The 23,160-nt window shown below is 61.0% G+C and carries 16 protein-coding genes; 10 read left to right on the top strand and 6 right to left on the bottom strand.

Features of this window, described 5'->3' with window-relative positions:
* Nucleotides 1-105: 105 nt before the first annotated feature.
* The gene (locus ACM6IT_RS28110; protein ID WP_223542110.1) at nucleotides 106-1,041 is read right to left on the bottom strand and encodes a LysR family transcriptional regulator; all 936 of its coding nucleotides are present in this window, start codon (nucleotides 1,039-1,041) and stop codon (nucleotides 106-108) included.
* A 164-nt stretch (nucleotides 1,042-1,205) separates the two neighbouring features.
* Between ACM6IT_RS28110 and ACM6IT_RS28105 the strand changes: the two genes are divergently transcribed.
* Nucleotides 1,206-2,435, top strand: a complete 1,230-nt coding sequence (locus tag ACM6IT_RS28105) for an acyl-CoA dehydrogenase (RefSeq protein ID WP_008053616.1) — start codon at nucleotides 1,206-1,208, stop codon at nucleotides 2,433-2,435.
* Between the two features lie 196 nt (nucleotides 2,436-2,631).
* Here the strand turns inward: ACM6IT_RS28105 and ACM6IT_RS28100 are convergent, their stop codons facing one another.
* Nucleotides 2,632-3,972, bottom strand: a complete 1,341-nt coding sequence (locus ACM6IT_RS28100) for a substrate-binding domain-containing protein (RefSeq protein ID WP_414919124.1) — start codon at nucleotides 3,970-3,972, stop codon at nucleotides 2,632-2,634.
* Nucleotides 3,973-4,113: 141 nt separating this feature from the next.
* The gene (gene xthA / locus ACM6IT_RS28095; protein ID WP_414919123.1) at nucleotides 4,114-4,926 is read right to left on the bottom strand and encodes an exodeoxyribonuclease III; all 813 of its coding nucleotides are present in this window, start codon (nucleotides 4,924-4,926) and stop codon (nucleotides 4,114-4,116) included.
* A gap of 309 nt (nucleotides 4,927-5,235) precedes the next feature.
* Here xthA and ACM6IT_RS28090 point away from each other — a divergent pair, with 309 nt between their 5' ends.
* The 7 genes from ACM6IT_RS28090 to ACM6IT_RS28060 all read left to right on the top strand — a co-directional run bounded on the left by ACM6IT_RS28090 (nucleotide 5,236) and on the right by ACM6IT_RS28060 (nucleotide 16,412).
* Nucleotides 5,236-5,886 carry a GNAT family N-acetyltransferase gene (locus ACM6IT_RS28090; RefSeq protein ID WP_056724079.1) on the top strand — a complete coding sequence of 217 codons (651 nt, stop codon included), beginning with the start codon at nucleotides 5,236-5,238 and terminating at the stop codon, nucleotides 5,884-5,886.
* 65 nt (nucleotides 5,887-5,951) lie between these two features.
* Nucleotides 5,952-7,679, top strand: coding sequence for an autotransporter assembly complex protein TamA (locus tag ACM6IT_RS28085; RefSeq protein ID WP_223542113.1), 1,728 nt, complete (start codon nucleotides 5,952-5,954; stop codon nucleotides 7,677-7,679).
* Nucleotides 7,676-11,347, top strand: a complete 3,672-nt coding sequence (locus ACM6IT_RS28080) for a translocation/assembly module TamB domain-containing protein (RefSeq protein WP_414919122.1) — start codon at nucleotides 7,676-7,678, stop codon at nucleotides 11,345-11,347. The genes ACM6IT_RS28085 and ACM6IT_RS28080 overlap by 4 nt, the downstream gene beginning before the upstream one ends.
* A 213-nt stretch (nucleotides 11,348-11,560) precedes the next feature.
* Nucleotides 11,561-12,034 carry a MarR family winged helix-turn-helix transcriptional regulator gene (locus ACM6IT_RS28075; protein WP_223542115.1) on the top strand — a complete coding sequence of 158 codons (474 nt, stop codon included), beginning with the start codon at nucleotides 11,561-11,563 and terminating at the stop codon, nucleotides 12,032-12,034.
* Nucleotides 12,031-13,500, top strand: a complete 1,470-nt coding sequence (locus tag ACM6IT_RS28070) for an efflux transporter outer membrane subunit (RefSeq protein ID WP_414919121.1) — start codon at nucleotides 12,031-12,033, stop codon at nucleotides 13,498-13,500. Before ACM6IT_RS28075 ends, ACM6IT_RS28070 begins: the two co-directional genes overlap by 4 nt.
* A 15-nt stretch (nucleotides 13,501-13,515) precedes the next feature.
* Nucleotides 13,516-14,718 (top strand): efflux RND transporter periplasmic adaptor subunit, encoded by a 1,203-nt coding sequence (locus ACM6IT_RS28065; RefSeq protein WP_223542117.1) that lies wholly within the window; start codon nucleotides 13,516-13,518, stop codon nucleotides 14,716-14,718.
* A 164-nt stretch (nucleotides 14,719-14,882) separates the two neighbouring features.
* Nucleotides 14,883-16,412, top strand: coding sequence for a DHA2 family efflux MFS transporter permease subunit (locus ACM6IT_RS28060; RefSeq protein WP_414919120.1), 1,530 nt, complete (start codon nucleotides 14,883-14,885; stop codon nucleotides 16,410-16,412).
* An 86-nt stretch (nucleotides 16,413-16,498) separates the two neighbouring features.
* On the opposite strand, the gene lpxH is transcribed toward ACM6IT_RS28060, so the two are convergent.
* A complete protein-coding gene (gene lpxH, locus ACM6IT_RS28055; protein ID WP_056724094.1) occupies nucleotides 16,499-17,227 on the bottom strand; it encodes a UDP-2,3-diacylglucosamine diphosphatase in 729 nt (242 codons plus the stop codon).
* Nucleotides 17,224-17,727, bottom strand: a complete 504-nt coding sequence (locus tag ACM6IT_RS28050; RefSeq protein WP_034146890.1) for a peptidylprolyl isomerase — start codon at nucleotides 17,725-17,727, stop codon at nucleotides 17,224-17,226. The genes lpxH and ACM6IT_RS28050 overlap by 4 nt, the downstream gene beginning before the upstream one ends.
* 266 nt (nucleotides 17,728-17,993) lie before the next feature.
* On the opposite strand from ACM6IT_RS28050, the gene ACM6IT_RS28045 reads away from it, so the two are divergent.
* Entirely contained in the window at nucleotides 17,994-19,691 is a 1,698-nt protein-coding gene (locus ACM6IT_RS28045) for a glutamine--tRNA ligase/YqeY domain fusion protein (protein WP_414919119.1), read from the top strand.
* A gap of 20 nt (nucleotides 19,692-19,711) precedes the next feature.
* Nucleotides 19,712-21,094, top strand: a complete 1,383-nt coding sequence (gene cysS / locus ACM6IT_RS28040) for a cysteine--tRNA ligase (protein WP_223542119.1) — start codon at nucleotides 19,712-19,714, stop codon at nucleotides 21,092-21,094.
* A gap of 148 nt (nucleotides 21,095-21,242) precedes the next feature.
* Here cysS and ACM6IT_RS28035 read toward each other — a convergent pair whose 3' ends face one another.
* Nucleotides 21,243-23,078, bottom strand: coding sequence for a sigma-54-dependent Fis family transcriptional regulator (locus ACM6IT_RS28035; protein ID WP_414919118.1), 1,836 nt, complete (start codon nucleotides 23,076-23,078; stop codon nucleotides 21,243-21,245).
* Nucleotides 23,079-23,160 lie beyond the last annotated feature (82 nt).

The raw sequence follows: 23,160 nt of genomic DNA, 5'->3' as shown, positions 1-23,160 counted from the left end.
ACGTTTACGTCAAGGGGCGAAAAAGGATCGCAGCCTGCGGCAGCTCCTACAGGAAAATGCATATCCATGTAGGAGCTGCCGCAGGCTGCGATCTTTTGAACGGCTTTACACCGTTTTAGTGTCGAGCTTTTTCTCCTGCGCCGTCACCTGCTGGCACAACTCGATCATCTGCTCGCGCATCCAGCGGTTTGCCGGGTCCTGGTCGGTGCTTTCGTGCCAGTAGAGGTGGGTTTCCACCGGCGGCACGTCGTTGACCGGCAGATTAAAGGCGTGCAGATCGTTACGGCGGGCAAAGCGTTCCGGCACGGTCATGACCATATCGGTCTGCTGCATCACCTGTGATGCCATCAGGTAATGCTGGGAGCGCAGGGCGATCTTGCGCTGGATGCCCATCTTGCCCAGCGCCAGGTCGACATAGCCGAGGCCGCTGCGGCGGCTGGAAATATGGATGTGGGTCAGGCCCAGGTAATCATCCAGCGTGAGTTTCTCCTTGCCCGCCAGCGGATGCCCCTTGCGCATGGCACACACGTAGCGGTCCTCCATCAACTTGACGTGACGCACCTGCGGGTCGGTGTTGAGCGGCGCATCCACCGCAAAGTCGAGGCGACCGGCCGCCAGCTCCTTGGTGGTTTCCCGGCGTTTGGACAGGAAACTTTCGATGATCACCGCTGGCGCCAGGCGGCGCAGGCGCTGGAACAGCGGCGGCAGGATCACCGCTTCGGTGAGGTCGGTCATGCTGATGCGATAGGTCTTGACCGCTTGCTGCGGGTTGAAAATACGGCTTTCCTGCACCGACACGCGCAGCAGCGAGAGCGCGTTGCGCACCGGGCCGATGATGTTCTGCGCCATGGGTGTGGGCACCATGCCCTGGGCGGTGCGCACGAACAACGGGTCGTTGAAGGTCTCGCGCAACCGGGCCAGAGCGTTCGACACCGCTGGCTGGGTAATGCCCACAATCTGCCCGGCACGGGTCAGGTTGGCTTCGGTGTAGATCGCGTCGAAGACGATGAAAAGGTTGAGATCGACCTTGCTCAGATTCATTACGCGGCTCTCTTATTGTGTGGGCGGACTGACCGTGACGATCAGTCGATCATATATCGGTGATGAATGTTTATACACGCCGAGAATAGGCTAGGTAAATTATCAACGCTGTTCTAGCATCGATACATGACCTAAACAACCTCCCCCAAGAAGGTATCTCGCTCATGGATTTCGCTTATTCGCCCAAGGTTCAGGAACTGCGTGAGCGCGTAACAGCGTTCATGGACACCTACGTCTATCCCGCCGAAGCCGTGTTCGAGCGTCAGGTCGCCGAGGGCGATCGCTGGCAGCCGACGGCGATCATGGAAGAACTCAAACTCAAGGCCAAGGCCGAGGGCCTGTGGAATTTGTTTCTGCCTGAGTCCGAGCTTGGCGCCGGCCTGACCAACCTCGAATACGCGCCATTGGCGGAAATCATGGGCCGTTCGCTGCTCGGGCCAGAGCCGTTCAACTGCTCGGCACCCGACACCGGCAACATGGAAGTGCTGGTGCGTTACGCCAACGAAGAGCAGAAACAGCGCTGGCTCGAACCCTTGCTGCGCGGCGAGATCCGCTCGGCGTTCGCCATGACCGAACCGGACGTAGCGTCCTCCGACGCCACTAACATGGCCGCCCGTGCCGTGCGTGATGGCGACGAGTGGGTGATCAACGGCAAAAAATGGTGGACGTCAGGTGCTTGCGACCCGCGCTGCAAGATCCTGATCTTCATGGGCCTGAGTAATCCCGACGCACCGCGCCATGCCCAGCACTCGATGATTCTGGTGCCGGTGGATGCGCCAGGCGTGAAGATCGTGCGTCCGCTGCCGGTGTTCGGATACGACGATGCACCTCATGGTCACGCTGAAGTGCATTTCGAAAACGTGCGGGTGCCGTACGAAAACGTCCTGTTGGGCGAAGGACGCGGCTTCGAAATCGCACAAGGTCGCCTTGGCCCTGGCCGGATTCACCACTGCATGCGTTCGATCGGCATGGCCGAGCGCGCACTGGAACTGATGTGCAAGCGCTCGGTGAGCCGTACTGCGTTCGGCAAGCCTCTGGCACGTTTGGGCGGCAACATCGACAAGATCGCCGACTCGCGGATGGAAATCGACATGGCACGTCTGCTGACGTTGAAAGCGGCGTACATGATGGACACTGTCGGCAACAAAGTGGCGAAAAGCGAGATCGCGCAGATCAAGGTCGTCGCGCCGAACGTGGCGCTGCGGGTGATCGACCGGGCGATCCAGATCCATGGCGGGGCAGGGGTTTCCAACGATTTCCCGCTGGCCTACATGTACGCGATGCAGCGCACCCTGCGCCTGGCCGACGGCCCGGACGAAGTGCACCGTGCGGCGATCGGCAAGTTCGAAATCGGCAAGTATGTGCCGAAAGAGATGATGCGTAGCGGGCACTAAGAGCACTGCATCTTTTCTGTCGAGTGAATACTTGTGGCGAGGGAGCTTGCTCCCGCTGGGTCGCGGAGCGGCCCCAAATCCGGCAACCCTGGTGTATCAGATGCACCGGGTTGTCTGGTTTGCGACTGCTGCGCAGCCGAGCGGGACGGTGCGGCGTTCCGACAAGCTCCCTCGCCACATTTGTTCGCATTTCAATTCAATACACCCAAACCTCGACCCGCCGATTCTTGATCCGTCCCTCATCGGCGCTATTGGCCGCCACCGGCATTTCTGCACCGAATCCGCGTATCTCGCGAAACACCACGCCGCTCTTCACCAACTCCCGTCGTACCGCCATGGCCCGCAGCTTCGACAGCAGATCGGCGCGCGTCGGGTCGCTCTTGGCATCGCCAAAACCCACCAGTGTCACTTGCCCGGACATTTTGTCTTGCTGCTTTATATAGTCGAGCACTCGCGTCAGGTCTTGCCGCGCCTTGTTGTCCAGGCTGGCACTGCCTTCTTCAAAGCGAAAATTCACCGACAACCGTTGGGCATGACGACTGAGGGACTGGTATCCCTCGGGCATCAACGCATTGGGGGTAACGGCCATGGCCTGGACGGTCTGGGCAATAAACCCGTTGGCGGCGACAATCGCTTGCCCTTTGCTGCTTTGGGCATAGGCCACCAGCGCTTGGGCCCAGGGATTTTTTTCCGTCGGTGGCAGGTAAAAGAACAACCGACGGGACAGCGGATAATCTTCGGTGGCAATCAGGCTGTTGAGCGGCGGCATGGCTTGTGATTGACCGTCGATAATGGCCACGGCCTTGGCCTGGCGCACGTAGGGCAAGCCGATAAAACCGATGCCTTGCGGGTCTGCGCTGACCGCATCGGACAGTTGCTCGCTGGACTCGAAGCGTTTCGCCGCGCTGCCGAGGGTTTTCCCACGGCCGCTGAGGACCAGTTCCTTGAAGGTGTCGTAGGTCCCGGACTGATCATCCCGCGCGTACAGATGAATCGGCCCGCCGCGACCGCCGATGTCTTCCCAGGACTTCACCTCGCCACTGAAAATGCGCGCCAGTTGCACGGTGTCGAGTTGGTTCAGCGGATTGTCCGGGTGAAGGATGATCGCCAGGCCATCGATGGCGATGACCTGTTCGGCGCTCGGGCTTTTCAGGTCGCCGAGGGATTGCAGGCTGGCCAGTTCGCTGTCCTTGATCGGGCGCGACGAGGCGGCCAGATCGGCGCTGGCTGTTTTTAGTGCGGTGAAACCGGTACTTGAACCGTGGGCCGCCACTTCCACCACGATCCGACGGCCCTGAACGGTTTCGCCAACGATGCGCAGTTCGTTGGCGGCGTTCGGGGTTTCCCGATGGATCTTGCGCAGGCCCAGTTCACTGAGCAGGCCCTCGACCAGCGCCGGTCCCAATGCCGCGCCGATGGTGTTGGAACCCTGAATCCGCAGCACCGTGCCGTGTTCGGGTGTCGGCAAGTCGCCGGCCGAGGCCGCTTGCGACAAGCCTGTGCACAGCATCATCAAGAACAACACGCGCAGCATCATGCCGGCACCTTACATAACCAAAGGAGGTGTCGGGAGATTAAGTCAGTAAGGTTTCCGAAAGATGACAGTCAAAAGATCGCAGCCTGCGGCAGCTCCTACGGGCATATGTAGGAGCTGCCGCAGGCTGCGATCTTGTGTTTTTTAGCTCAATTCAAGCCAGATCGGCGCATGGTCCGAAGGTTTTTCCATGCCACGCAGTTCGTAGTCCACACCGGCGGCCTTCACCCGTGGCAGCAAGCCGTGGGAGGCGAGGATCAGGTCGATGCGCAGGCCGCGCTTGGGCTCGTCTTCGAAGCCACGGCTGCGATAGTCGAACCAGCTGAAGGTGTCGCTCACGTCCGGGTTCAGGTGACGGAAACTGTCCACCAGGCCCCAGTTCTTCAGGCGGGCCATCCACTCGCGCTCTTCCGGCAGGAAGCTGCATTTGCCGGTTTTCAGCCAGCGCTTCATATTGTCCGGACCGATGCCGATGTCGCAGTCTTCCGGGGAAATGTTCACATCGCCCATCACCACCAGCGGCTGGTCGTTCTTGAACTGGCTTTCCAGCAATTGCTGCAAGTCGCCGTAGAAGCGCTCCTTGGCCGGGAACTTGATCGGGTGGTCGCGGCTTTCGCCCTGTGGGAAATAACCGTTCATGATGGTCACCGGCACACCGTTGGCGTCGGCGAAGGTGCCCCAGATGAAGCGCCGCTGGGCGTCTTCTTCATCGGTGGCAAAACCTTTATGCAGGGCCAGGGGCTCCTGGCGCGAGAGCAGGGCGACGCCGTAATGGCCTTTTTGCCCGTGGAAATACACGTGATAACCCAGGGCCTGCACCTCGGCCAGCGGGAACTGTTCGTCGTGGACCTTGGTTTCCTGCAAGCCGATCACATCGGGCTGGTGCTTTTCGATCAGCGCCGCCAGCTGATGGGGACGGGCACGCAGCCCGTTGATGTTGAAGGAAACGATCTTCATGGTCGGCAGTCCTGGCAAAAGGGCGATGCTAGCTGACATGTGGGAATCGGGCCAGTGTGGGGTGAGGGGATTCGGCTGTGCCTGTCAGTTGTGTATGGGCAGTGATGGCCCTTTCGCGAGCAAGCCCGCTCCCACAAGAGCAAGGCCGGCTCATCACCTGTGGGAGCGGGCTTGCTCCGGGCGGCGTTCCGACGAAGGCGATTACATTGCCTACACTCATTTCGGATCTGTAAGGAACTGTGTCAGCACCGACAGGCTCGTAACAACAAGAGCACAGCCACCCGAGCTGTGCCGGGGAGATCAACCGTCATGCCCGAAACCTCGACCGCCATCGCCGATATTCACATGCTCGACAGCGGTTACGCCCGCGAAGCGCGTTCGCTGCTGTACCAGGCTTATCGACACGAGCCGACCTTCGGCTATCTGTTCGAAGCCGAGCGCCCCGGCTATGAACAGCGGGTTCGCGCCACCGTGCGCGAACTGGTGAGCCAGCACTTTCTCCAGGACCTGCCGGCCATCGGCCTGCTGGTCAACGACCGCCTGATCGGCATCGCCCTGATCGCACCGCCGCAACGTCGTCTCGGCGTCACCGAAAGTTGGGCCTGGCGCCTGCGCATGGTGCTCAGCACGGGATTTCGCTGCACCCGTCGCTACCTCGAATATCACGCTGCCGTGGAGGCCTGCGTGCCGAACGAATCGGTGCACGTCCTGCCGTTGCTGGGGGTTCATCCACAGTTCCAGGGCAAACACTTCGGCGAACAACTGTTGCAAGCCGTGCACAACTGGTGCGCCGTGGATGAAAACTCACAGGGCGTGATCCTCGATACCGGGAACCCTCGCTACCTGGAGTTCTATAAGCGCCAGGGCTATCAGGAAATCGGTGAAGTTGCCGTAGGACCGATTCGCGAGCACGTGTTTTTTCACCCCAATCCCCAGGTGTTACATACTGCAACCGCTTGATCGGCGAACTTTCCGGGTAAGTCAGGCTCTATCACGCTCTCAAGCTCGTGATAGCATCCGCGCCTATGAAGTTTCCAGGAAGAATTACCAGTGGTGTGCTGATGCTGATGACCAGCTGCGCAGCGCTGGCACAAAGTGAATTGGATGTGCGGATCAAACCGTCCAATGATGAGCTGAAGGCCAATATCGAAGGCTATATCGGCAACCTCGGCGATCGCGATGAAGAAGCGTTGCTGCGCTTCAGCCGTGGCGCCGAAGAGCAGGCGCGTAAGGCCGCCCAGGCCTTGGGTTATTACCAGCCGCACATCGACAGCGAAGTGAAGGGCGGCGAAAAGCCGCGCCTGGTGCTTACGGTCGACCCCGGCGAGCCGGTGCACTTGCGCAACGTCACGGTGCGTGTCGACGGTCCGGCAGCTTCCCTCAAGGCCTTTCGAATCCCCAAGGGCGACACGCTCAAGCCCGGTGCCGTGCTCAACCATGGGCATTACGAGGACGCCAAGCGCCTGATCCAGAATCAGGCTTCGCGCTATGGTTTTTTCAGCGGCCGGTTCACCCGTTCAAAACTGTCGGTCGACCCCCGTGCCGGCGTCGCCGATATCGAACTGATCTATGAAAGCGGTCCGCGCTATACCCTGGGCAAGGTCAGTTTCGAGGGCGATACACCGTTCGATGACGACCTGCTGCAACGCATGGTGCCGTTCAAGACCGGCACGCCGTATGACTCGGAACTGATCGCCGAACTCAATCAGAACCTGCAATCGAGCGGCTACTTCGAAGGCGTTCGCGTGGACGCGGCACCCACGGCGTCCAGGGACGAAGCAATCCCGGTGGACGTCAAGCTCGAAACCCGCAAACCGCGGACCATGGGCCTGGGCCTTGGCTTTTCCACCGACGTCGGTCCACGGGCCAAGGCCAACTGGACCCGGCATTGGGTCAACGCGCAAGGGCACAGTTATGGCTGGGAAACCGAAGTCTCGGCACCTCGGCAAAACGTCGGGCTGTTCTACGACATTCCGCTGGACCCGCCCCTGACCGACAAACTGCGTTTTGCCGGTGGCTACCAGAATGAAGACATCGCCGATAAGGAAAGCCACAGCAAGCTGCTGACCCTCGGTCCCGAGTGGCACAGCAAGTTGCCCAGCGGCTGGCAACGGGTGGTATCGCTGAAGTGGCAGCGCGAGGATTACCAACTGGGCGACGACTCGGGACTCAGTACCTTGCTGATGCCCGGTGTGAGCTATTCGTACCTCAAAAGCGACAACCGCATCGACCCGCACAACGGCTATCGCCTGCAATTCGAATCCAAAGTGGCCAAGGAAGGTTTGGGTTCCGACAGCAACCTGCTCTACGGCACGGCATTGGTCAAAGGCTTGACCACGGTGTTCGATAAACACCGCTTCCTCGGGCGGGTGCAGGTCGGCGGCAGTGCCACCAACGGCTTCAAATCGGTACCGCCATCGTTGCGCTTCTTCGCCGGTGGTGACCAGAGCGTGCGTGGCTACGATTATCAGAGCCTGTCCCCGGAAAACTCCGACGGCGACCGCATTGGTGGTCGCTACATGGTCGCCGCCAGTGCCGAATATCAGTATTCCGTCGCCGAAAAATGGCGGGTCGCGACCTTTGTCGATCAGGGCAATGCCTTCAACACACTCGAACTGCCGAACCTCAAGACCGGGGTCGGTATCGGCGTGCGCTGGGTATCGCCGGTGGGGCCGATCCGCCTCGACCTGGCCCACGCGCTGGACGACGATGGCGGCATTCGACTGCACTTTTCCATGGGGCCTGAGCTGTGAAGCGTGGTTTGAAAGCAACACTGCTGACAATGGCTGCGCTGGTGGCAGTGGTTGTCCTGACGCTGGCCACGGTGCTGGGCACGGCGACGGGCAGCCGCTGGGCGTTGGGCTTCGTGCCGGGCTTGACCCTGGACAACTTCCAGGGCCGGTTGGGCGGGCAGTGGAGTGCCGATCGGGTGCTGTGGCAGCAGGACAGCAACCAGGTTGAGCTGAGCAAAGTGATTTTCGCCTGGTCGCCGTTGTGCCTGACGCGAATGACCCTGTGCATCGAGCAGTTGCAGGCCGATCAGGTCAGCCTGACGTTCCCGCCGGGTGCCGAAGAGCCAGACAGCGGCCCGATAACGCTCCCGGAACTCAAATTACCGTTGGCCCTCGAACTGGGGGAAATCAAGGTCGGCAGCCTGTTGTTCAACGGCAGCGAAGAACTCAAGGGTTTGCAACTGGCGGCGCACTGGACGACGGCCGGCTTGAAGATCGACGCGGTGTCGATACAGCGCGATGACCTGAGCCTGAACCTGTCCGGACTGCTGCAACCCTCCGGCAACTGGCCCCTCAGCGCCTCCGGCAAGCTGACGCTGTTGTCGACGCCAGAACCCCTGGCGCTGGCGCTGAAAGTCGATGGCGACCTGCTCAAGACCCTGAACCTGAAAGCCGACAGCAGCGGTTACCTCAACGGGCAACTGACCGGCGAACTGCAACCACTGGTGGAAAACCTGCCGGCCAAGGTACGGATCACCGCCGATGGCTTCAAGCCCAGTGCCGATCTGCCGGATACCCTGCAACTCAATCAGCTGGAACTCACCGGCGCTGGTGACCTGAAGAACGGCTACGCGCTGCTCGGCAAAGCCACGCTGCCCGCCGAGCAAGGTCCAGTCGCCCTGGCGCTGCAAGGCAAGGTTGACGCCAAGGGCGCGCAGATTGCCGCGCTGGACCTGACCGCCAACGACAAGCAAAGCCTCAAGCTCACAGGGCTTGTGGATTGGAGCAAGGGCCTGAGCGCCGAGGCGAAGATCGACTGGCTGGATTTCCCGTGGCACAGGCTCTATCCGCTTATCGACGAACCGCAAGTTGCGCTTCGCACGTTCACCGGCGAAGTCTCTTACACCGACGGCAAGTACCTCGGGCATTTCGTCGCGGCGGCGGACGGTCCGGCCGGCGCCTTCACCCTGGCCAGCCCGTTCGCGGGCGACCTGACGAAAATCTACCTGCAACAGATTCAACTCCAGGCCGGGCAGGGCAAGGCTGAGGGGCACCTGAACCTGCAATTCGCCGATGGCATTGCCTGGGACACCGCGCTGGACCTGTCGGCGATCAACCCTGCGTACTGGGTTGCGGAGCTGCCAGGCACACTGGCCGGGCCGTTGCGCAGCACGGGCGAGCTGAAAAACGAAACGCTCAGCCTCAATGCCGACCTGGATCTCAAGGGCAAGCTGCGCGGTCAGCCAGCGGTGATCCAGGCCAAGGCCGACGGCCGTGGCGAGCAATGGAACCTCAATACCCTGCAAGTTCGCCTCGGCGACAACAGCATCAGCGGCAAAGGCAGCCTGCAACAGAAACTCGCCGGCCAGATCGATCTCAAGCTACCGCGCCTGGCCCAGCTCTGGCCGCAACTGCGCGGCCAGCTCAATGGCCGCGTGGATGTCGCCGGCACGCTCAAGGCGCCCCAAGGCAAGCTTGACCTGCAAGGCTCGCAACTGGTTTTCCAGGACAATCGCCTGCAAAGCCTTAACCTGGACGCCACGCTGGACAGTGCGCAACGGGCGAAAATCGGCCTCAAGGGCAGCGGCATCCAGGCCGGCGACACTGCACTGGGAACCCTGACCGCCAGCGGCCAGGGCGACATCAAGAACCAGAAGCTGAGCCTCGACCTGCAAGGGCCGAAGCTGAAACTGGCGCTGGGGCTGGACGGTGCGCTGGACAAAGGCAACTGGCGCGGGCGCCTGGCCAGTGGTGATATCCAGGCCGGTGGCCAGGACTGGAAGCTGCAAGGGCCGGCGAAACTCGAACGCCTGGCGGACGGCAAGATCAGCTTTGGAGCCCATTGCTGGGCATCCGGCCAGGCCAGCCTGTGCGGTGAAGACTCGCGCCTGATGCCCGAGCCAAAGCTGCGTTATCACCTCAAGCAATTCCCGATCGACAGTCTCGCGCAGTGGTTGCCGAAGGATTTCGCCTGGCAGGGCCGGCTCAACGCCGACCTGCAACTGGACCTGCCGGCCAGTGGCCCGAACGGCCAGGTCAGCGTCGATGCCGGCGGCGGTACGTTGCGCATCAAGGATAAGGACCAGTGGCTGGACTTCCCGTACCAGACCCTGAAACTCACCAGCAAACTCACGCCCAAGCGCATCGACACCGAGCTCAACTTCGTCGGCGGCAAACTCGGCGAACTGATGGTGCAAGCGCAGCTCAATCCGCTGCCAAAGAACAAGCCGTTGAGCGGCTCGTTCCGTTTGAGCGGGCTGGACCTGTCGGTGGCGCGACCGTTCGTGCCGATGGTCGAGAAACTGACCGGGCGCTTGAATGGCAGCGGCACGATTTCCGGTGGGCTGCTGGCGCCGCAGGTCAATGGCAGTCTGCAACTCAGCGACGGTCAGATCTCCGGGCCTGAATTGCCGATGGAGCTGAAAAACCTGCACGTTCAAGCGCTCATCGCCGGTGAAAGCGTGCAATTGAACGGTGGCTGGAACAGCGGCAAGGCCGGGCAGGGCAGCCTGAATGGCAACATCGCCTGGGGCCAGGCGCTGGTGGTGGACCTGGCGCTCAAGGGGTCGCAACTGCCGGTCACCGTCGAGCCTTACGCCAAGCTGGAAGTGGCACCGGACCTGAAGATCTCGATGAAGGGTGACGAACTGGCCATCGCCGGCAAAGTGCTGGTGCCCAGGGGCGACATCACCATTCGCGAGTTGCCGCCGTCGACGGTCAAGGTTTCCGATGACACGGTGATCATCGGTCAGCAGACCGAGGAGGGCAAAGCACCGCTGGCAATGAAGATGGACATCGAAGTGCTGGTCGGCGAGGACAAGTTGAGCTTTGCAGGATTTGGCCTGACCGCAAATGTCCAGGGGCATGTGCACATCGGCGACAACATGGACACCCGCGGCGAACTGTGGCTTAACGACGGCCGATACCGCGCCTACGGCCAGCGGCTTTCGGTGCGCCGGGCGCGCTTGCTGTTTGCCGGGCCCATCGATCAGCCGTACCTGGACATCGAGGCCATTCGCAAGACCGACGACATCATCGCCGGCATTCGTTTGAGTGGCAGCGCCGAACAGCCGACCACGCAGATCTTCTCCGAGCCGGCCATGAGTCAGGAGCAGGCCCTGTCCTATCTGGTGCTCGGGCGTCCGCTGAGCAGCAATGGCGAAGACAACAACATGCTCGCCCAGGCGGCACTCGGGTTGGGCTTGATGGGCAGCTCCGGGGTGACCAGCGGCATCGCCAAGAACCTGGGCATCCAGGACTTCCAGCTCGACACCCAGGGCAGTGGCGACGCCACCAGCGTGGTGGCCAGTGGCAATATTTCCGAAAAGCTCAGTCTGCGCTATGGCGTCGGCGTGTTTGAACCGGCCAACACCATTGCCCTGCGCTACAAGCTGAGCAAGAAGGTCTACCTCGAAGCCGCGGGTGGCGTGGCCAGTTCGCTGGATATCTTCTACAAGCGGGATTTCTAGTCCCTTCAAAATCAAAAGATCGCAGCCTTCGGCAGCTCCTACAGGGTTTTGTGTACACCTGTAGGAGCTGCCGAAGGCTGCGATCTTTTTGCTTATATCCGATGCCTTTAGTCAACTAAATACAAAGCTTCCTAACTATTGCGTTGACATTCGCTGCTTAGGCAGTAATATCTCGACATACATTCACTGCCTAGGCAGCTAATTGGTGGTCAGATGAAACATTTCTCTCCAGACGATTTCCAGAATTGCCATCTCGGTTTGTTGCTCGGACGCGCCGCGCTGCTCAAGGACCGGATCATCGACACCCACATGGAACCCCACGGCATCACCGCCGCGCAGTTCAAAGTGTTGATCATCATCGCCCAGTTCGGCGTCGATTCGCCGGGCGAGTTGTGCCGTCACCTGTCCCTGGACAGCGGCTCGATGACGCGCATGCTCGATCGTCTGGAACAGAAAGGTTTCCTTGCCCGGCAACGCTCCGAGGCGGATCGCCGTCAAGTGCAGTTGGTACTGACCGAAGAAGGGCAGAAGCTGGCCGACCGCCTGCCGAACATCGGCGCCGAAGCCATGAATGAACTGGCCGGCGCCATCACTCCGGACGAACTGAAAACCCTGGAGCTGATCCTGAAGAAAATTCTGGTGGCAGCCGGTGACGCGATCACCCTGCTGCGGGTAGGTGACAAATGAGCAGTAACCCCTTGCGTACCGGCCTGAGCCTGGTGCTGTTGGCCATGAGCGTCGCCGGTTGCGCCAGTTACAGCGGCCTGAAAACCGAAGGTGTCAGCCTTGACGCGAAGACCCTCAAGGCCGGGCAATCCCTCAGCAGTGTGACGTTGTCACCCGCGGCCTGGCCGAAAAGCGACTGGTGGAAAAGCCTCGGCGACCCGCAACTCGACGGCCTGATCCGCGAGGCCTTGCGCGACAGCCCGGACATGCAGATCGCCGACGCCCGTGCCCATCAGGCCAGCGCTGCCGCTTCCGCCGCCGACGCCGAGCGGATGCCGACCCTGGATGCCAGCGCCGGTGTCAGTCGCTCACGCCTGGCCCGGGACCAGGATCCGCTCGGGCAGGGTGACGCGTACGCCACCGTGCGCAACATCAGCACCAGCTTCAACTACAACTTCGACCTGTGGGGCGGTCAGCGCGATGCCTGGGAAGCGGCCCTCGGCCAGGCCCGCGCCGCCGAAGTCGACCAGCAGGCTGCGCAACTGACCCTGGCCGCCGATGTCGCCCGGGCCTATAGCGATCTTGGCCAGGCACACATCGTCTATGACCTGTCCAGCGAAGACCTCAAGCGCACCCGGCAAATGCTCGACCTGAGCCAGCGACGCCTGACTGCCGGGATCGACAGCCAGTACCAGTTCCAGCAGACCGAAAGCCTGGAAGCCACTTCCCAGGCCAACCTGATCGACGCCGAAAAACGCTTGAACAGCGCGAAAATCGCCCTGGCCGTTCTGCTCGGCAAAGGCCCGGACCGCGGCAATGAAATTGCCCGCCCGAACATTCTTCAGCCGGGTGCGGTAGCGCTACCTTCGGTGCTGCCGGCCGAGTTGCTCGGGCGCCGCCCGGACCTGGTGGCCGCGCGCTGGCGCGTCGAAGCGGCGAGCAAAAGCATCGACGCCGGCAAGACCCGGTTCTATCCCAACCTGAACCTCAGCGCCGCTGCCGGTGCCGAATCCTTGCTGGGCGATGCGATGTTTGGTTCGGCCAGTCGTTTCTTCAACATTGCACCGACGATCTCGGTGCCGATCTTCGACGGTGGCCGTCTGCGTGCCGACCTCGATTCGCGCGACGCCGATTACGACCTCGCCGTGGCGCAGTACAACAAAAGCCTGGTCAAGGCGCTGGGGGATGTCAGTGACAGCATCAACCAGTTGCGTGATATCGGCCGGCAGATCGCTGCCCAGCGGCACGCCACCGACATCGCCCAGGATTCCTACAACACCGTGGTCCTGCGTTACGGTTCCGGCATCGGCAACTACCTGGACGTGCTCAGCATCGAGCAGCAATTGCTCCAGGCCCAGCGCCAGCTGGCCAACCTGAATGCCGAGCAGATTGACCTGTCGATCCAACTGATGCAGGCGCTGGGTGGCGGTTTCCAGCCTGAGGCCATCGCCTCGGCCAGCGCCACGCCAGCCACGTTGACCCACTAATTCAAGGTACTTGTCATGGCCACTGCCGATACGACCCAACCTCCTGAAAACACCCAGGGCAACCCCAATTCGGGAAAGCGCAAGTTCATGCTGCTGGTCCTGGCCGCCGCCGTCGTGCTCGGTGGCGCGGGCGTCTGGGCCTACCACGAGTTCTACGGGCGCTGGAGCGAAAGCACCGACGACGCCTATGTGAACGGCAACGTGGTGGAAATCACCCCGCTGGTCACTGGCACCGTGGTCAGCATCGGCGCCGATGACGGCGATCTGGTCCATGAAGGCCAGGTGCTGGTGAACTTCGACCCGAACGACGCCGAAATCGGTCTGCAAAATGCCCAGGCCAACCTGGCGCGTACCGTGCGCCAGGTGCGTGGCTTGTACAGTGATGTGGATGGCATGAAAGCCCAGGTCAACGCCCAGAAAGCCGAAGTGCAAAAGGCCCAGGACAACTTCAGCCGGCGCAAGAATCTCGCCGCCGGCGGGGCAATTTCCCAGGAAGAGCTGTCCCACGCCCGCGATGACCTGACCTCGGCGAAAAACGCCCTGGCCAATGCCGAACAGAAGCTCAAGACCACCAGTGCGCTGGTCGATGACACCGTGGTTTCATCGCACCCGGACGTGATGGCCGCCGCCGCGCAACTGCGTCAGGCCTATCTGAACAACTCGCGCAGCGTCCTGATTGCGCCGGTCACCGGTTACGTGGCCAAGCGTTCTGTACAGCTTGGTCAGCGTGTACAACCGGGTACCGCGCTGATGGCGGTGATTCCGCTGGACCAGCTGTGGATCGACGCCAACTTCAAGGAAACCCAGCTGCGCGACATGCGCATCGGCCAGCCAGTGGAGATCGAGACTGACCTGTACGGCAGCAGCGTGAAATACAGCGGCACCATCGACAGCCTCGGCGCCGGGACCGGCAGCGCCTTTGCCCTGCTGCCGGCGCAGAACGCCACCGGCAACTGGATCAAGATCGTGCAGCGCGTGCCGGTGCGGGTCCACGTCAACGCTGAGGAGCTGGCCAAACACCCGTTGCGGGTCGGTCTGTCGACCATGGTCGATGTGGACCTGCACGACCAGAGCGGGCCAGTGCTGGCGCAACAGCCGCCGCAAAAGGCTTCGTTCAGCACCAATGTCTACGACCGTCAGTTGGCCGAGGCCGATGCGATGATCACCCAGCTGATCCACGACAACAGCGCAGCGGTCAGCAAGACCGCGCAACGCTGATATGCCATTACATCGACCCTGTGGGAGCGGGCTTGCTCGCGAAGGCGGAGCGTCAGGCGACATCCATGTCGAGTGTGCCGACCTCTTCGCGGGCAAGCCCGCTCCCATAGGGTTAGCTGCGTCTGTAACAGGCGCAGCGCCAGATCAGCTCCAAAGGATTCGCGATGAGCAATAACGCGTCTTTCACACCGCCCAGCCTGTTGCTCAGCACCATCGGCCTGTCGCTGGCGACCTTCATGCAAGTGCTCGACACCACCATTGCCAACGTGGCGCTACCGACGATTTCCGGCAACCTGGGCGTGAGCTCGGAGCAGGGCACCTGGGTCATCACCTCGTTCGCCGTGAGCAACGCCATCGCCTTGCCGCTGACCGGTTGGCTCAGTCGGCGTTTCGGCGAGGTGAAGCTGTTTGTCTGGGCGACACTGCTGTTCGTGCTGGCTTCGTTCCTGTGCGGGATTTCCACCTCGATGCCGGAACTGGTGGGCTTCCGGGTACTGCAAGGGGTAGTGGCCGGGCCGCTGTACCCGATGACCCAGACCCTGCTGATTGCGGTTTACCCCCCGGCGAAACGGGGGCTGGCGCTGGCGCTGCTGGCGATGGTCACGGTGGTCGCGCCGATTGCCGGGCCGATCCTCGGCGGCTGGATCACCGACAGCTACAGCTGGCCATGGATTTTCTTCATCAACGTGCCGATCGGCCTGTTCGCGGCATGGGTAGTGACCCAGCAGATGAAAAAGCGCCCGGTGGTCACCAGCCGCCAGCCGATGGATTACGTCGGTCTGATCGCACTGATCATTGGCGTCGGGGCGCTGCAGATCGTGCTCGACAAGGGCAACGATGCCGATTGGTTCGAATCCAGCTTCATCGTGATCGGCTCGGTGATTTCGGTGGTGGCCCTGGCGTTTTTCGTGATCTGGGAAATGACCGACGAACATCCGGTGGTCAACCTGCGCCTGTTCGCCCATCGCAATTTCCGCTACGGCACCATCGTACTGATCCTGGGCTATGCCGGGTTTTTCGGGATCAACCTGATTCTGCCGCAGTGGCTGCAAACGCGGCTGGGCTACACCGCAACCTGGGCCGGTTTTGCGGTGGCGCCGCTGGGGATCCTGCCGGTGCTGCTGGCGCCGTTTGTCGGCAAATACGCACCGAAATTCGACATGCGCCTGCTGGCGGGCGGGGCGTTCCTGGCCATCGGCCTGAGCTGTTTCATGCGAGCAGGCTTCACCAATGAGGTGGACTTCCAGCACATCGCCATGGTGCAGCTGTTCATGGGGATCGGCGTGGCGCTGTTCTTCATGCCGACGCTGACCATCCTGCTGTCGGACCTGCCGCCGAGCCAGATTGCCGACGGCTCCGGCCTGGCGACGTTTTTGCGCACCTTGGGCGGCAGTTTTGCGGCGTCGCTGACGACCTGGATCTGGATTCGACGGGCTGACCAGCATCACGCCTACCTGACCGAAAGCATCACCCCGTTCGATCCGGCGACTCGCGAAGCATTGACCAACCTGGGCGGGGCAGGGGCCAAGGCCTACACGCAGCTGGAGCAGACTGTGATCAGTCAGGCGTACATCATGTCCACGGTGGACTACTTCACCCTGTTGGGCTGGATGTTCATGGGTTTGATACTGATTGTGTGGCTAGCCAAGCCGCCGTTTACTGCCAAGGCGGGGCCTGCTTCGGCAGGGCACTGACTAGCCAAGATCGCAGCCTTCGGCAGCTCCTACAGAGGCATGTGTACACTCTGTAGGAGCTGCCGAAGGCTGCGATCTTTTGATCTTTAAGGCGCTGCGAAATCAAAGGGCGCCAGCGCAAACCCTTGCTCATCCACCTGCAACGCCCACCCTTGACGATCCCAATCCCCCAGCACAATGCGCCTGGCCGCTTGCTCGCCAAGCTGCAACTTGTGAATCGCGGGACGGTGGGTGTGCCCGTGGATCAAGGTCTTCACGCCGTATTCCTGCATGATCCGCGGAATCTCTTCGGGCGTGACATCGACAATGTCGTTGGCCTTCATCCGCGTTTGCGCGCGGCTTTCACTGCGCAGCTTGCGCGCCAGCTTGTGCCGGGTGCGCAGCGGCAGATGCCGCAGGATGAACAGGGTAATCGGGTTGCGCAGGTAGCGACGCAGCTTCATATAGGCTTCGTCGCGGGTGCAGAGGCTGTCGCCGTGCATCAGCAGCACCGGCTCGCCGTTGAACTGCACGACACTCGGATCTTTCAGCAAGGTGCAGCCGGCTGCTTTGCAGAAGGCCTTGCCGAGCATGAAGTCGCGATTGCCGTGCATCAGGAAAATGGCCGTGCCGCTGTCGCTTAACTCGCGCAGGGCCTGGCAGATGGAGCGCTGGAAGGGTGTCATGGCGTCGTCGCCAATCCACACCTCGAAGAAGTCGCCCAGAATGTACAACGCACTCGCCGAGCGGGCGCGTCCGGCGAGCAAATCCAGAAACGCCCGGGTAATGTCCGGGCGCTCCTCTTCCAGATGTAAATCTGAAATCAGCAATATCACTCAATGATCTCGGCTTTCTCGATGATCACGTCGTCTGCTGGTACGTCCTGGTGGCCGGACTTGGAAGTGGTGGCCACGCCTTTGATCTTGTCGACAACGTCGGTGCCTGCGGTCACTTTACCGAATACCGCGTAGCCCCAGCCCTGAACGTTCTTGCCGCTGTGGTTCAGGAAGCTGTTGTCGGCCACGTTGATGAAGAACTGTGCGGAAGCCGAATGCGGCTCCATGGTGCGGGCCATGGCGACGGTGTACTTGTCGTTGGAAAGACCGTTGTCAGCTTCGTTCTGGATGCTTGGGCGCTTGTCTTTCTTTTCTTTCATGCCTGGCTCGAAACCGCCGCCCTGGATCATGAAGTTACCGATGACTCGGTGGAAAACGGTGTTTTCGTAGTGACCGGCTTTAACGTACTCGACGAAGTTGGCCACGGTGATCGGGGCCTTCTCGGCGTTCAGTTCGAGGACGATGTCGCCGTGGTTGGTAGTCAGTTTGACTTGGGTCATGATCAGCACTCTTTTAAGGAGAAGCATACTTTATGAATTCGTGGTTTTGGGAGGTCCATCCCGCAACCGGTTCAGCCTGTCTCGGCCAAGGTGCGCAGTTTAGCGTGACAGGCGCGAATTTCGAGGCTGTTTTTTCATTTACGGCCTATTAAATGCGACGGTTTACAGAGTGCGCTCTGTCAGGTACTTGACGGCATCGGCTATGATAGCGGCTTTGTTTTGTCCGGCCTTCATTACGGCCACGCACTTGTACGTTCAAGGATCCTATGAGCAAGCCCACTGTCGACCCTACCTCGAATGCCAAGACCGGCCCTGCCGTGCCGGTCAACTTCCTGCGGCCGATCATCCAGGCAGACCTGGACTCGGGCAAGCACACGCAGATCGTCACCCGTTTCCCGCCTGAACCCAACGGCTACCTGCACATCGGCCACGCCAAGTCGATCTGCGTGAACTTCGGCCTGGCCCAGGAGTTCGGCGGCGTCACGCACCTGCGTTTCGACGACACCAACCCGGCCAAGGAAGACCAGGAATACATCGACGCGATCGAAAGCGACGTCAAATGGCTGGGCTTCGAATGGTCCGGCGAAGTGCGCTACGCCTCGCAGTATTTCGACCAGTTGCATGACTGGGCGGTGGAGCTGATCAAATCCGGCAATGCCTACGTCGACGACCTGACCCCGGAACAAGCCAAGGAATACCGTGGCAGCCTGACCGAGCCGGGCAAGAACAGCCCGTTCCGCGAGCGCAGCGTCGAAGAGAACCTGGACCTGTTCGCCCGCATGAAAGCCGGCGAGTTCAAGGACGGTGCGCGGGTGCTGCGGGCCAAGATCGACATGGCCTCGCCGAACATGAACCTGCGTGACCCGATCATGTATCGCATCCGTCACGCGCACCACCACCAGACCGGTGACAAGTGGTGCATCTACCCGAACTACGACTTCACCCACGGTCAGTCGGACGCCATCGAAGGCATCACTCACTCGATCTGCACCCTGGAGTTCGAAAGCCACCGTCCGCTGTACGAGTGGTTCCTCGAGCATCTGCCGGTGCCGGCCAACCCGCGCCAGTACGAGTTCAGCCGCCTGAACCTGAACTACACCATCACCAGCAAGCGCAAGCTCAAGCAGTTGGTCGATGAAAAGCACGTCAACGGTTGGGACGACCCGCGCATGTCCACGCTGTCGGGTTTCCGCCGCCGTGGCTACACGCCGAAATCGATCCGCAACTTCTGCGAAATGATCGGCACCAACCGTTCCGACGGCGTGGTGGACTTCGGCATGCTCGAATTCAGCATCCGTGACGACCTCGACCACAGCGCCCCGCGCGCCATGTGCGTGCTGCGACCGTTGAAAGTCGTGATCACCAACTACCCGGAAGGCCAGGTCGAGAACCTCGAACTGCCGTGCCACCCGAAAGAAGACATGGGCGTGCGCGTCCTGCCGTTCGCTCGCGAAATCTACATCGACCGTGAAGACTTCATGGAAGAGCCGCCGAAGGGCTACAAGCGCCTGGAACCGGCCGGTGAAGTGCGCCTGCGCGGCAGCTACGTGATCCGTGCCGACGAAGCGATCAAGGGCGCCGATGGCAACATCGTCGAACTACGCTGCTCGTACGATCCGGACACCCTGGGCAAGAACCCGGAAGGTCGCAAGGTCAAAGGCGTGGTTCACTGGGTACCGGCCGCGGCCAGCGTCGAGTGCGAAGTGCGTCTGTACGATCGTCTGTTCCGTTCGGCCAACCCAGAGAAGGCCGAAGACAGCGCCAGTTTCCTGGACAACATCAACCCTGATTCGCTGCAGGTACTCACCGGTTGTCGTGCTGAACCCTCGTTGGGCAATGCACAGCCGGAAGACCGTTTCCAGTTCGAGCGCGAAGGTTACTTCGTTGCTGATTTGAAGGACTCGAAACCAGGTCAGCCGGTATTCAACCGTACCGTGACCCTGCGTGATTCGTGGGGCCAGTGATTTAGCGTCAAGGAACTAACGTGCTAACGATCTACAACACGCTCACCAAGAGCAAAGAAGTCTTCAAGCCGCTCGATGGCAACAATGTGCGCATGTACGTGTGCGGCATGACCGTGTACGACTACTGCCACATTGGTCATGGCCGCAGCATGGTCGCGTTCGACCTGGTGACCCGCTGGTTGCGGTTCAGCGGTTACAACCTGACTTATGTGCGCAACATCACCGACATTGAAGACAAGATCATCAATCGTGCGAAGGAGAACGGCGAGCCGTTCGACGCGCTGACCGAACGCATGATCACCGCGATGCATGAGGACGAGGCGCGCCTCAACATCCTCAAGCCGGACATGGAACCACGTGCCACGGATCACATTCCGGGCATGCTGAGCATGATCCAGACCCTGATCGACAAGGGTTATGCCTACGCCCCGGGCAATGGCGACGTGTACTACCGCGTCGCCAAGTTCATGGGTTACGGCAAGCTGTCGCGCAAGAAGATCGAAGACTTGCGCATTGGCGCACGGATCGAAGTCGACGAGTCCAAGCAGGACCCGCTGGACTTCGTGCTGTGGAAAGCCACCAAGCCGGGCGAGCCGAGCTGGGAATCGCCATGGGGCGCCGGTCGTCCGGGCTGGCACATCGAGTGCTCGGTGATGTCCACCTGCTGCCTGGGCGAGACTTTCGACATTCATGGCGGCGGCAGCGACCTTGAGTTCCCGCACCACGAAAACGAAATCGCCCAGAGCGAAGCGGCCACCGGCAAGACCTACGCCAACGCGTGGATGCATTGCGGCATGATTCGCATCAATGGCGAGAAGATGTCCAAGTCCTTGAACAACTTCTTCACCATTCGCGACGTGCTCGACAAGTACCACCCGGAAGTCGTGCGTTACCTGCTGGTGTCGAGCCACTACCGCAGCGCGATCAACTATTCGGAAGACAACCTCAAGGACGCCAAGGGCGCCCTGGAGCGTTTCTACCATGCGTTGAAGGGCCTGCCGAGCGTGGCACCGGCTGGCGGCGAAGCGTTCGTCGAGCGCTTCACCCAGGTGATGAACGACGACTTCGGCACGCCGGAAGCCTGTGCGGTGCTGTTCGAGATGGTCCGCGAGATCAACCGCCTGCGTGAGAGCGATCTCAACGCAGCGGCCGGTCTGGCAGCCCGTTTGAAAGAACTGGCCAGTGTGCTGGGTGTGTTGCAGCTGGAAGCCGATGACTTCCTGCAGGCCGGTGCCGAAGGGCGCGTGGATGCAGCCGAAGTCGAGGCGCTGATTGCTGCGCGCCTGGCGGCACGTGCCGGTAAAGACTGGGCCGAATCCGACCGCATCCGCGACCAGCTCACCGCCATGGGCGTGGTGCTGGAAGACGGCAAGGGCGGCACGACCTGGCGTCTGGCTGACTGATTGCTTGATCCGCTGTAAAACAAAACCCGTCTTGTGCGGGTTTTTGTTTTTTTAAAGTCAAGAGATCGCAGCCTTCGGCAGCTCCTACAGGGAGTGCATCGTACCAATGTAGGAGCTGCCGAAAGCTGCGATCTTTTGATCTTCGCTTTCAACCTTCCAACTGGCGCAACCGCTTGTAAAGGGTATTGCGACTAACCCCCAACCGTCGAGCCAGATACGAAATATTCCCCCCCGCCGCCTGCAACTGCCGATTCAAATCCTCGGCATCATTCAGATCCACGGCCAACGGTTCCGGCGTATCGACCGGCTCCATCTCCAGATCGACAAAAAAATCATCCGGCAAATGCTCCGGCCTTATCGGCTGTTCCTCGGCCATCGCCAGCGCCACCTGCATCACGCTGCTGACCTGGCGCAAGTTCCCCGGCCACGGGTGGCGGTCGAACAACTCCAATACCTCGCGGCTCAGTCCAGCCCATTGGCTGGGTTCGCGATGCTGTTCCCACAGGCGTTTAAAAAGCGCTTCTTTGTCGCTGCGTTCTCTTAATGGTGGCAGTTCCAGGGTCAGGCCACCGATGCGGTAATACAGGTCTTCACGAAACCGCCCCAGTTGTACCTGTTCGCGCAACGAGCGATTGGTCGCGGAAATGATGCGCAAGTCCACAGGGAACAACTCGCTGCTGCCCACCGGCTGCACGCAACGCTCCTGCAACACCCGCAACAGGCGCGCTTGCGTTGGCAGTGGCATGTCACCGATTTCATCAAGGAACAGCGTGCCTTTGTCAGCCTTTCGAATCAGCCCGATGCTGCCTTTCTGGTTGGCGCCGGTGAATGCGCCTTTCTCATAACCGAACAACTCGGACTCCACCAGTTCGGCGGGAATCGCTGCACAGTTGACGGCAATGAACGCTTGTTTGCTGCGCGAGCTGGCCTGATGCAGGGCTTTGACGAACACTTCCTTGCCGACCCCGGTTTCACCGTGGATCAGCAAGGGAATGTCTTTTTCCAGCAAGCGCTCGGCCTGACGCACGGCTTTTTCCACGCGACTGTCGCCGAAATGCAGGGTGTTGAGGCTGATGGAAGCGGGTGCGGCTACAACCGGCTCCGCGAATACTCGGGGTTGAATCGATGCCTGTTTCGGCCGCTTCAACAGGCACTGGAAGCGGTTGCGCCCCGAGGTTTGCAGGGCGAAGGGCAGGCCGTCGGGCTGGTTCAGCAATTCCAGCAGCGAGACCTTGAACAGGCTTTCGACACTGACCCGCGACAGGCTGATGCCCAGCAGATTGTCGGCCCGGCGGTTGGCCGACAGCACCTGTCCGGTCTCATCGAATATCAGCAAGCCCGCCCATTGGCTGTCGAGGTTGTTCAGCCCGGTGTTGAACGTCAGCTGGAAATGCTGGCCATGGAACAGGTTGAGGATCAGCCGGTTTTCCACGGTCTGGCTCATCATCTTGACCATGCCCAGGGTGTGGGAGGGCGGCAGGTAGCTGTCGCTGGAAACGTCCAGCACCGCGATCACCTTGCGCTCGGCATCGAAAATCGGCGCGGCGGAACCGGTCATGAAGCGGTTGGCCTTGAGGAAATGTTCGTCATGTTCGATGTGCACCGCTTGTTCGCAGGCCAGGGCGGTACCGATGGCGTTGGTGCCGGTGCAGCGCTCCATCCAGCTGGCGCCGGCGCTGAAGCCCCGGGCCAGTTTCGGTTCGATAAAGCGCTGGGTGCCCCAGGACGTCAGCACCTGGCCCTGATGGTCGGCGAGCATGATCAGGCAATTGGAATTGCTCAGGATGTTCTCGTAGTAGGGCAGCACTTCCTGATGGGTGGTTTGCACCAGTGAGTGCTGGCTCTCCAGCAGTTGCGCGATGCCCTGGGCCGGCAATTGGTCGAATGCCGGCGTGCTCTGGTGACTGAGGCCGAACGCACGGCAACGGGACCAGGAGTCCTGGATGATGGCGTCGTGGGATAGCGCGGTGGCAGGTACGGCCATGACAGTCAGCCTCTGAATCAGCATTTTTATTGTTTTTATGGTGCATGCGATCCCCTGTAGGAGCTGCCGCAGGCTGCGATCT

Origin of the sequence: Pseudomonas sp. IT-P4 (assembly GCF_949767755.1) — a bacterium.
Taxonomy (GTDB): Bacteria; Pseudomonadota; Gammaproteobacteria; order Pseudomonadales; family Pseudomonadaceae; genus Aquipseudomonas; species Aquipseudomonas monachiensis.
The sequence above is the reverse complement of the archived record's forward strand: the minus strand, read 5'-3'. Positions and strand labels throughout refer to the sequence as shown.

Coding starts and splice junctions, on each gene's coding strand:
- ACM6IT_RS28110 (WP_223542110.1), bottom strand. CDS start 1,041: ATGAATCTGAGCAAGGTCGATCTCAACCTTTTCATCGTCTTCGACGCG.
- ACM6IT_RS28105 (WP_008053616.1), top strand. CDS start 1,206: ATGGATTTCGCTTATTCGCCCAAGGTTCAGGAACTGCGTGAGCGCGTA.
- ACM6IT_RS28100 (WP_414919124.1), bottom strand. CDS start 3,972: ATGATGCTGCGCGTGTTGTTCTTGATGATGCTGTGCACAGGCTTGTCG.
- xthA (WP_414919123.1), bottom strand. CDS start 4,926: ATGAAGATCGTTTCCTTCAACATCAACGGGCTGCGTGCCCGTCCCCAT.
- ACM6IT_RS28090 (WP_056724079.1), top strand. CDS start 5,236: ATGCCCGAAACCTCGACCGCCATCGCCGATATTCACATGCTCGACAGC.
- ACM6IT_RS28085 (WP_223542113.1), top strand. CDS start 5,952: ATGAAGTTTCCAGGAAGAATTACCAGTGGTGTGCTGATGCTGATGACC.
- ACM6IT_RS28075 (WP_223542115.1), top strand. CDS start 11,561: ATGAAACATTTCTCTCCAGACGATTTCCAGAATTGCCATCTCGGTTTG.
- ACM6IT_RS28070 (WP_414919121.1), top strand. CDS start 12,031: ATGAGCAGTAACCCCTTGCGTACCGGCCTGAGCCTGGTGCTGTTGGCC.
- ACM6IT_RS28065 (WP_223542117.1), top strand. CDS start 13,516: ATGGCCACTGCCGATACGACCCAACCTCCTGAAAACACCCAGGGCAAC.
- ACM6IT_RS28060 (WP_414919120.1), top strand. CDS start 14,883: ATGAGCAATAACGCGTCTTTCACACCGCCCAGCCTGTTGCTCAGCACC.
- ACM6IT_RS28050 (WP_034146890.1), bottom strand. CDS start 17,727: ATGACCCAAGTCAAACTGACTACCAACCACGGCGACATCGTCCTCGAA.
- ACM6IT_RS28045 (WP_414919119.1), top strand. CDS start 17,994: ATGAGCAAGCCCACTGTCGACCCTACCTCGAATGCCAAGACCGGCCCT.
- ACM6IT_RS28035 (WP_414919118.1), bottom strand. CDS start 23,078: ATGGCCGTACCTGCCACCGCGCTATCCCACGACGCCATCATCCAGGAC.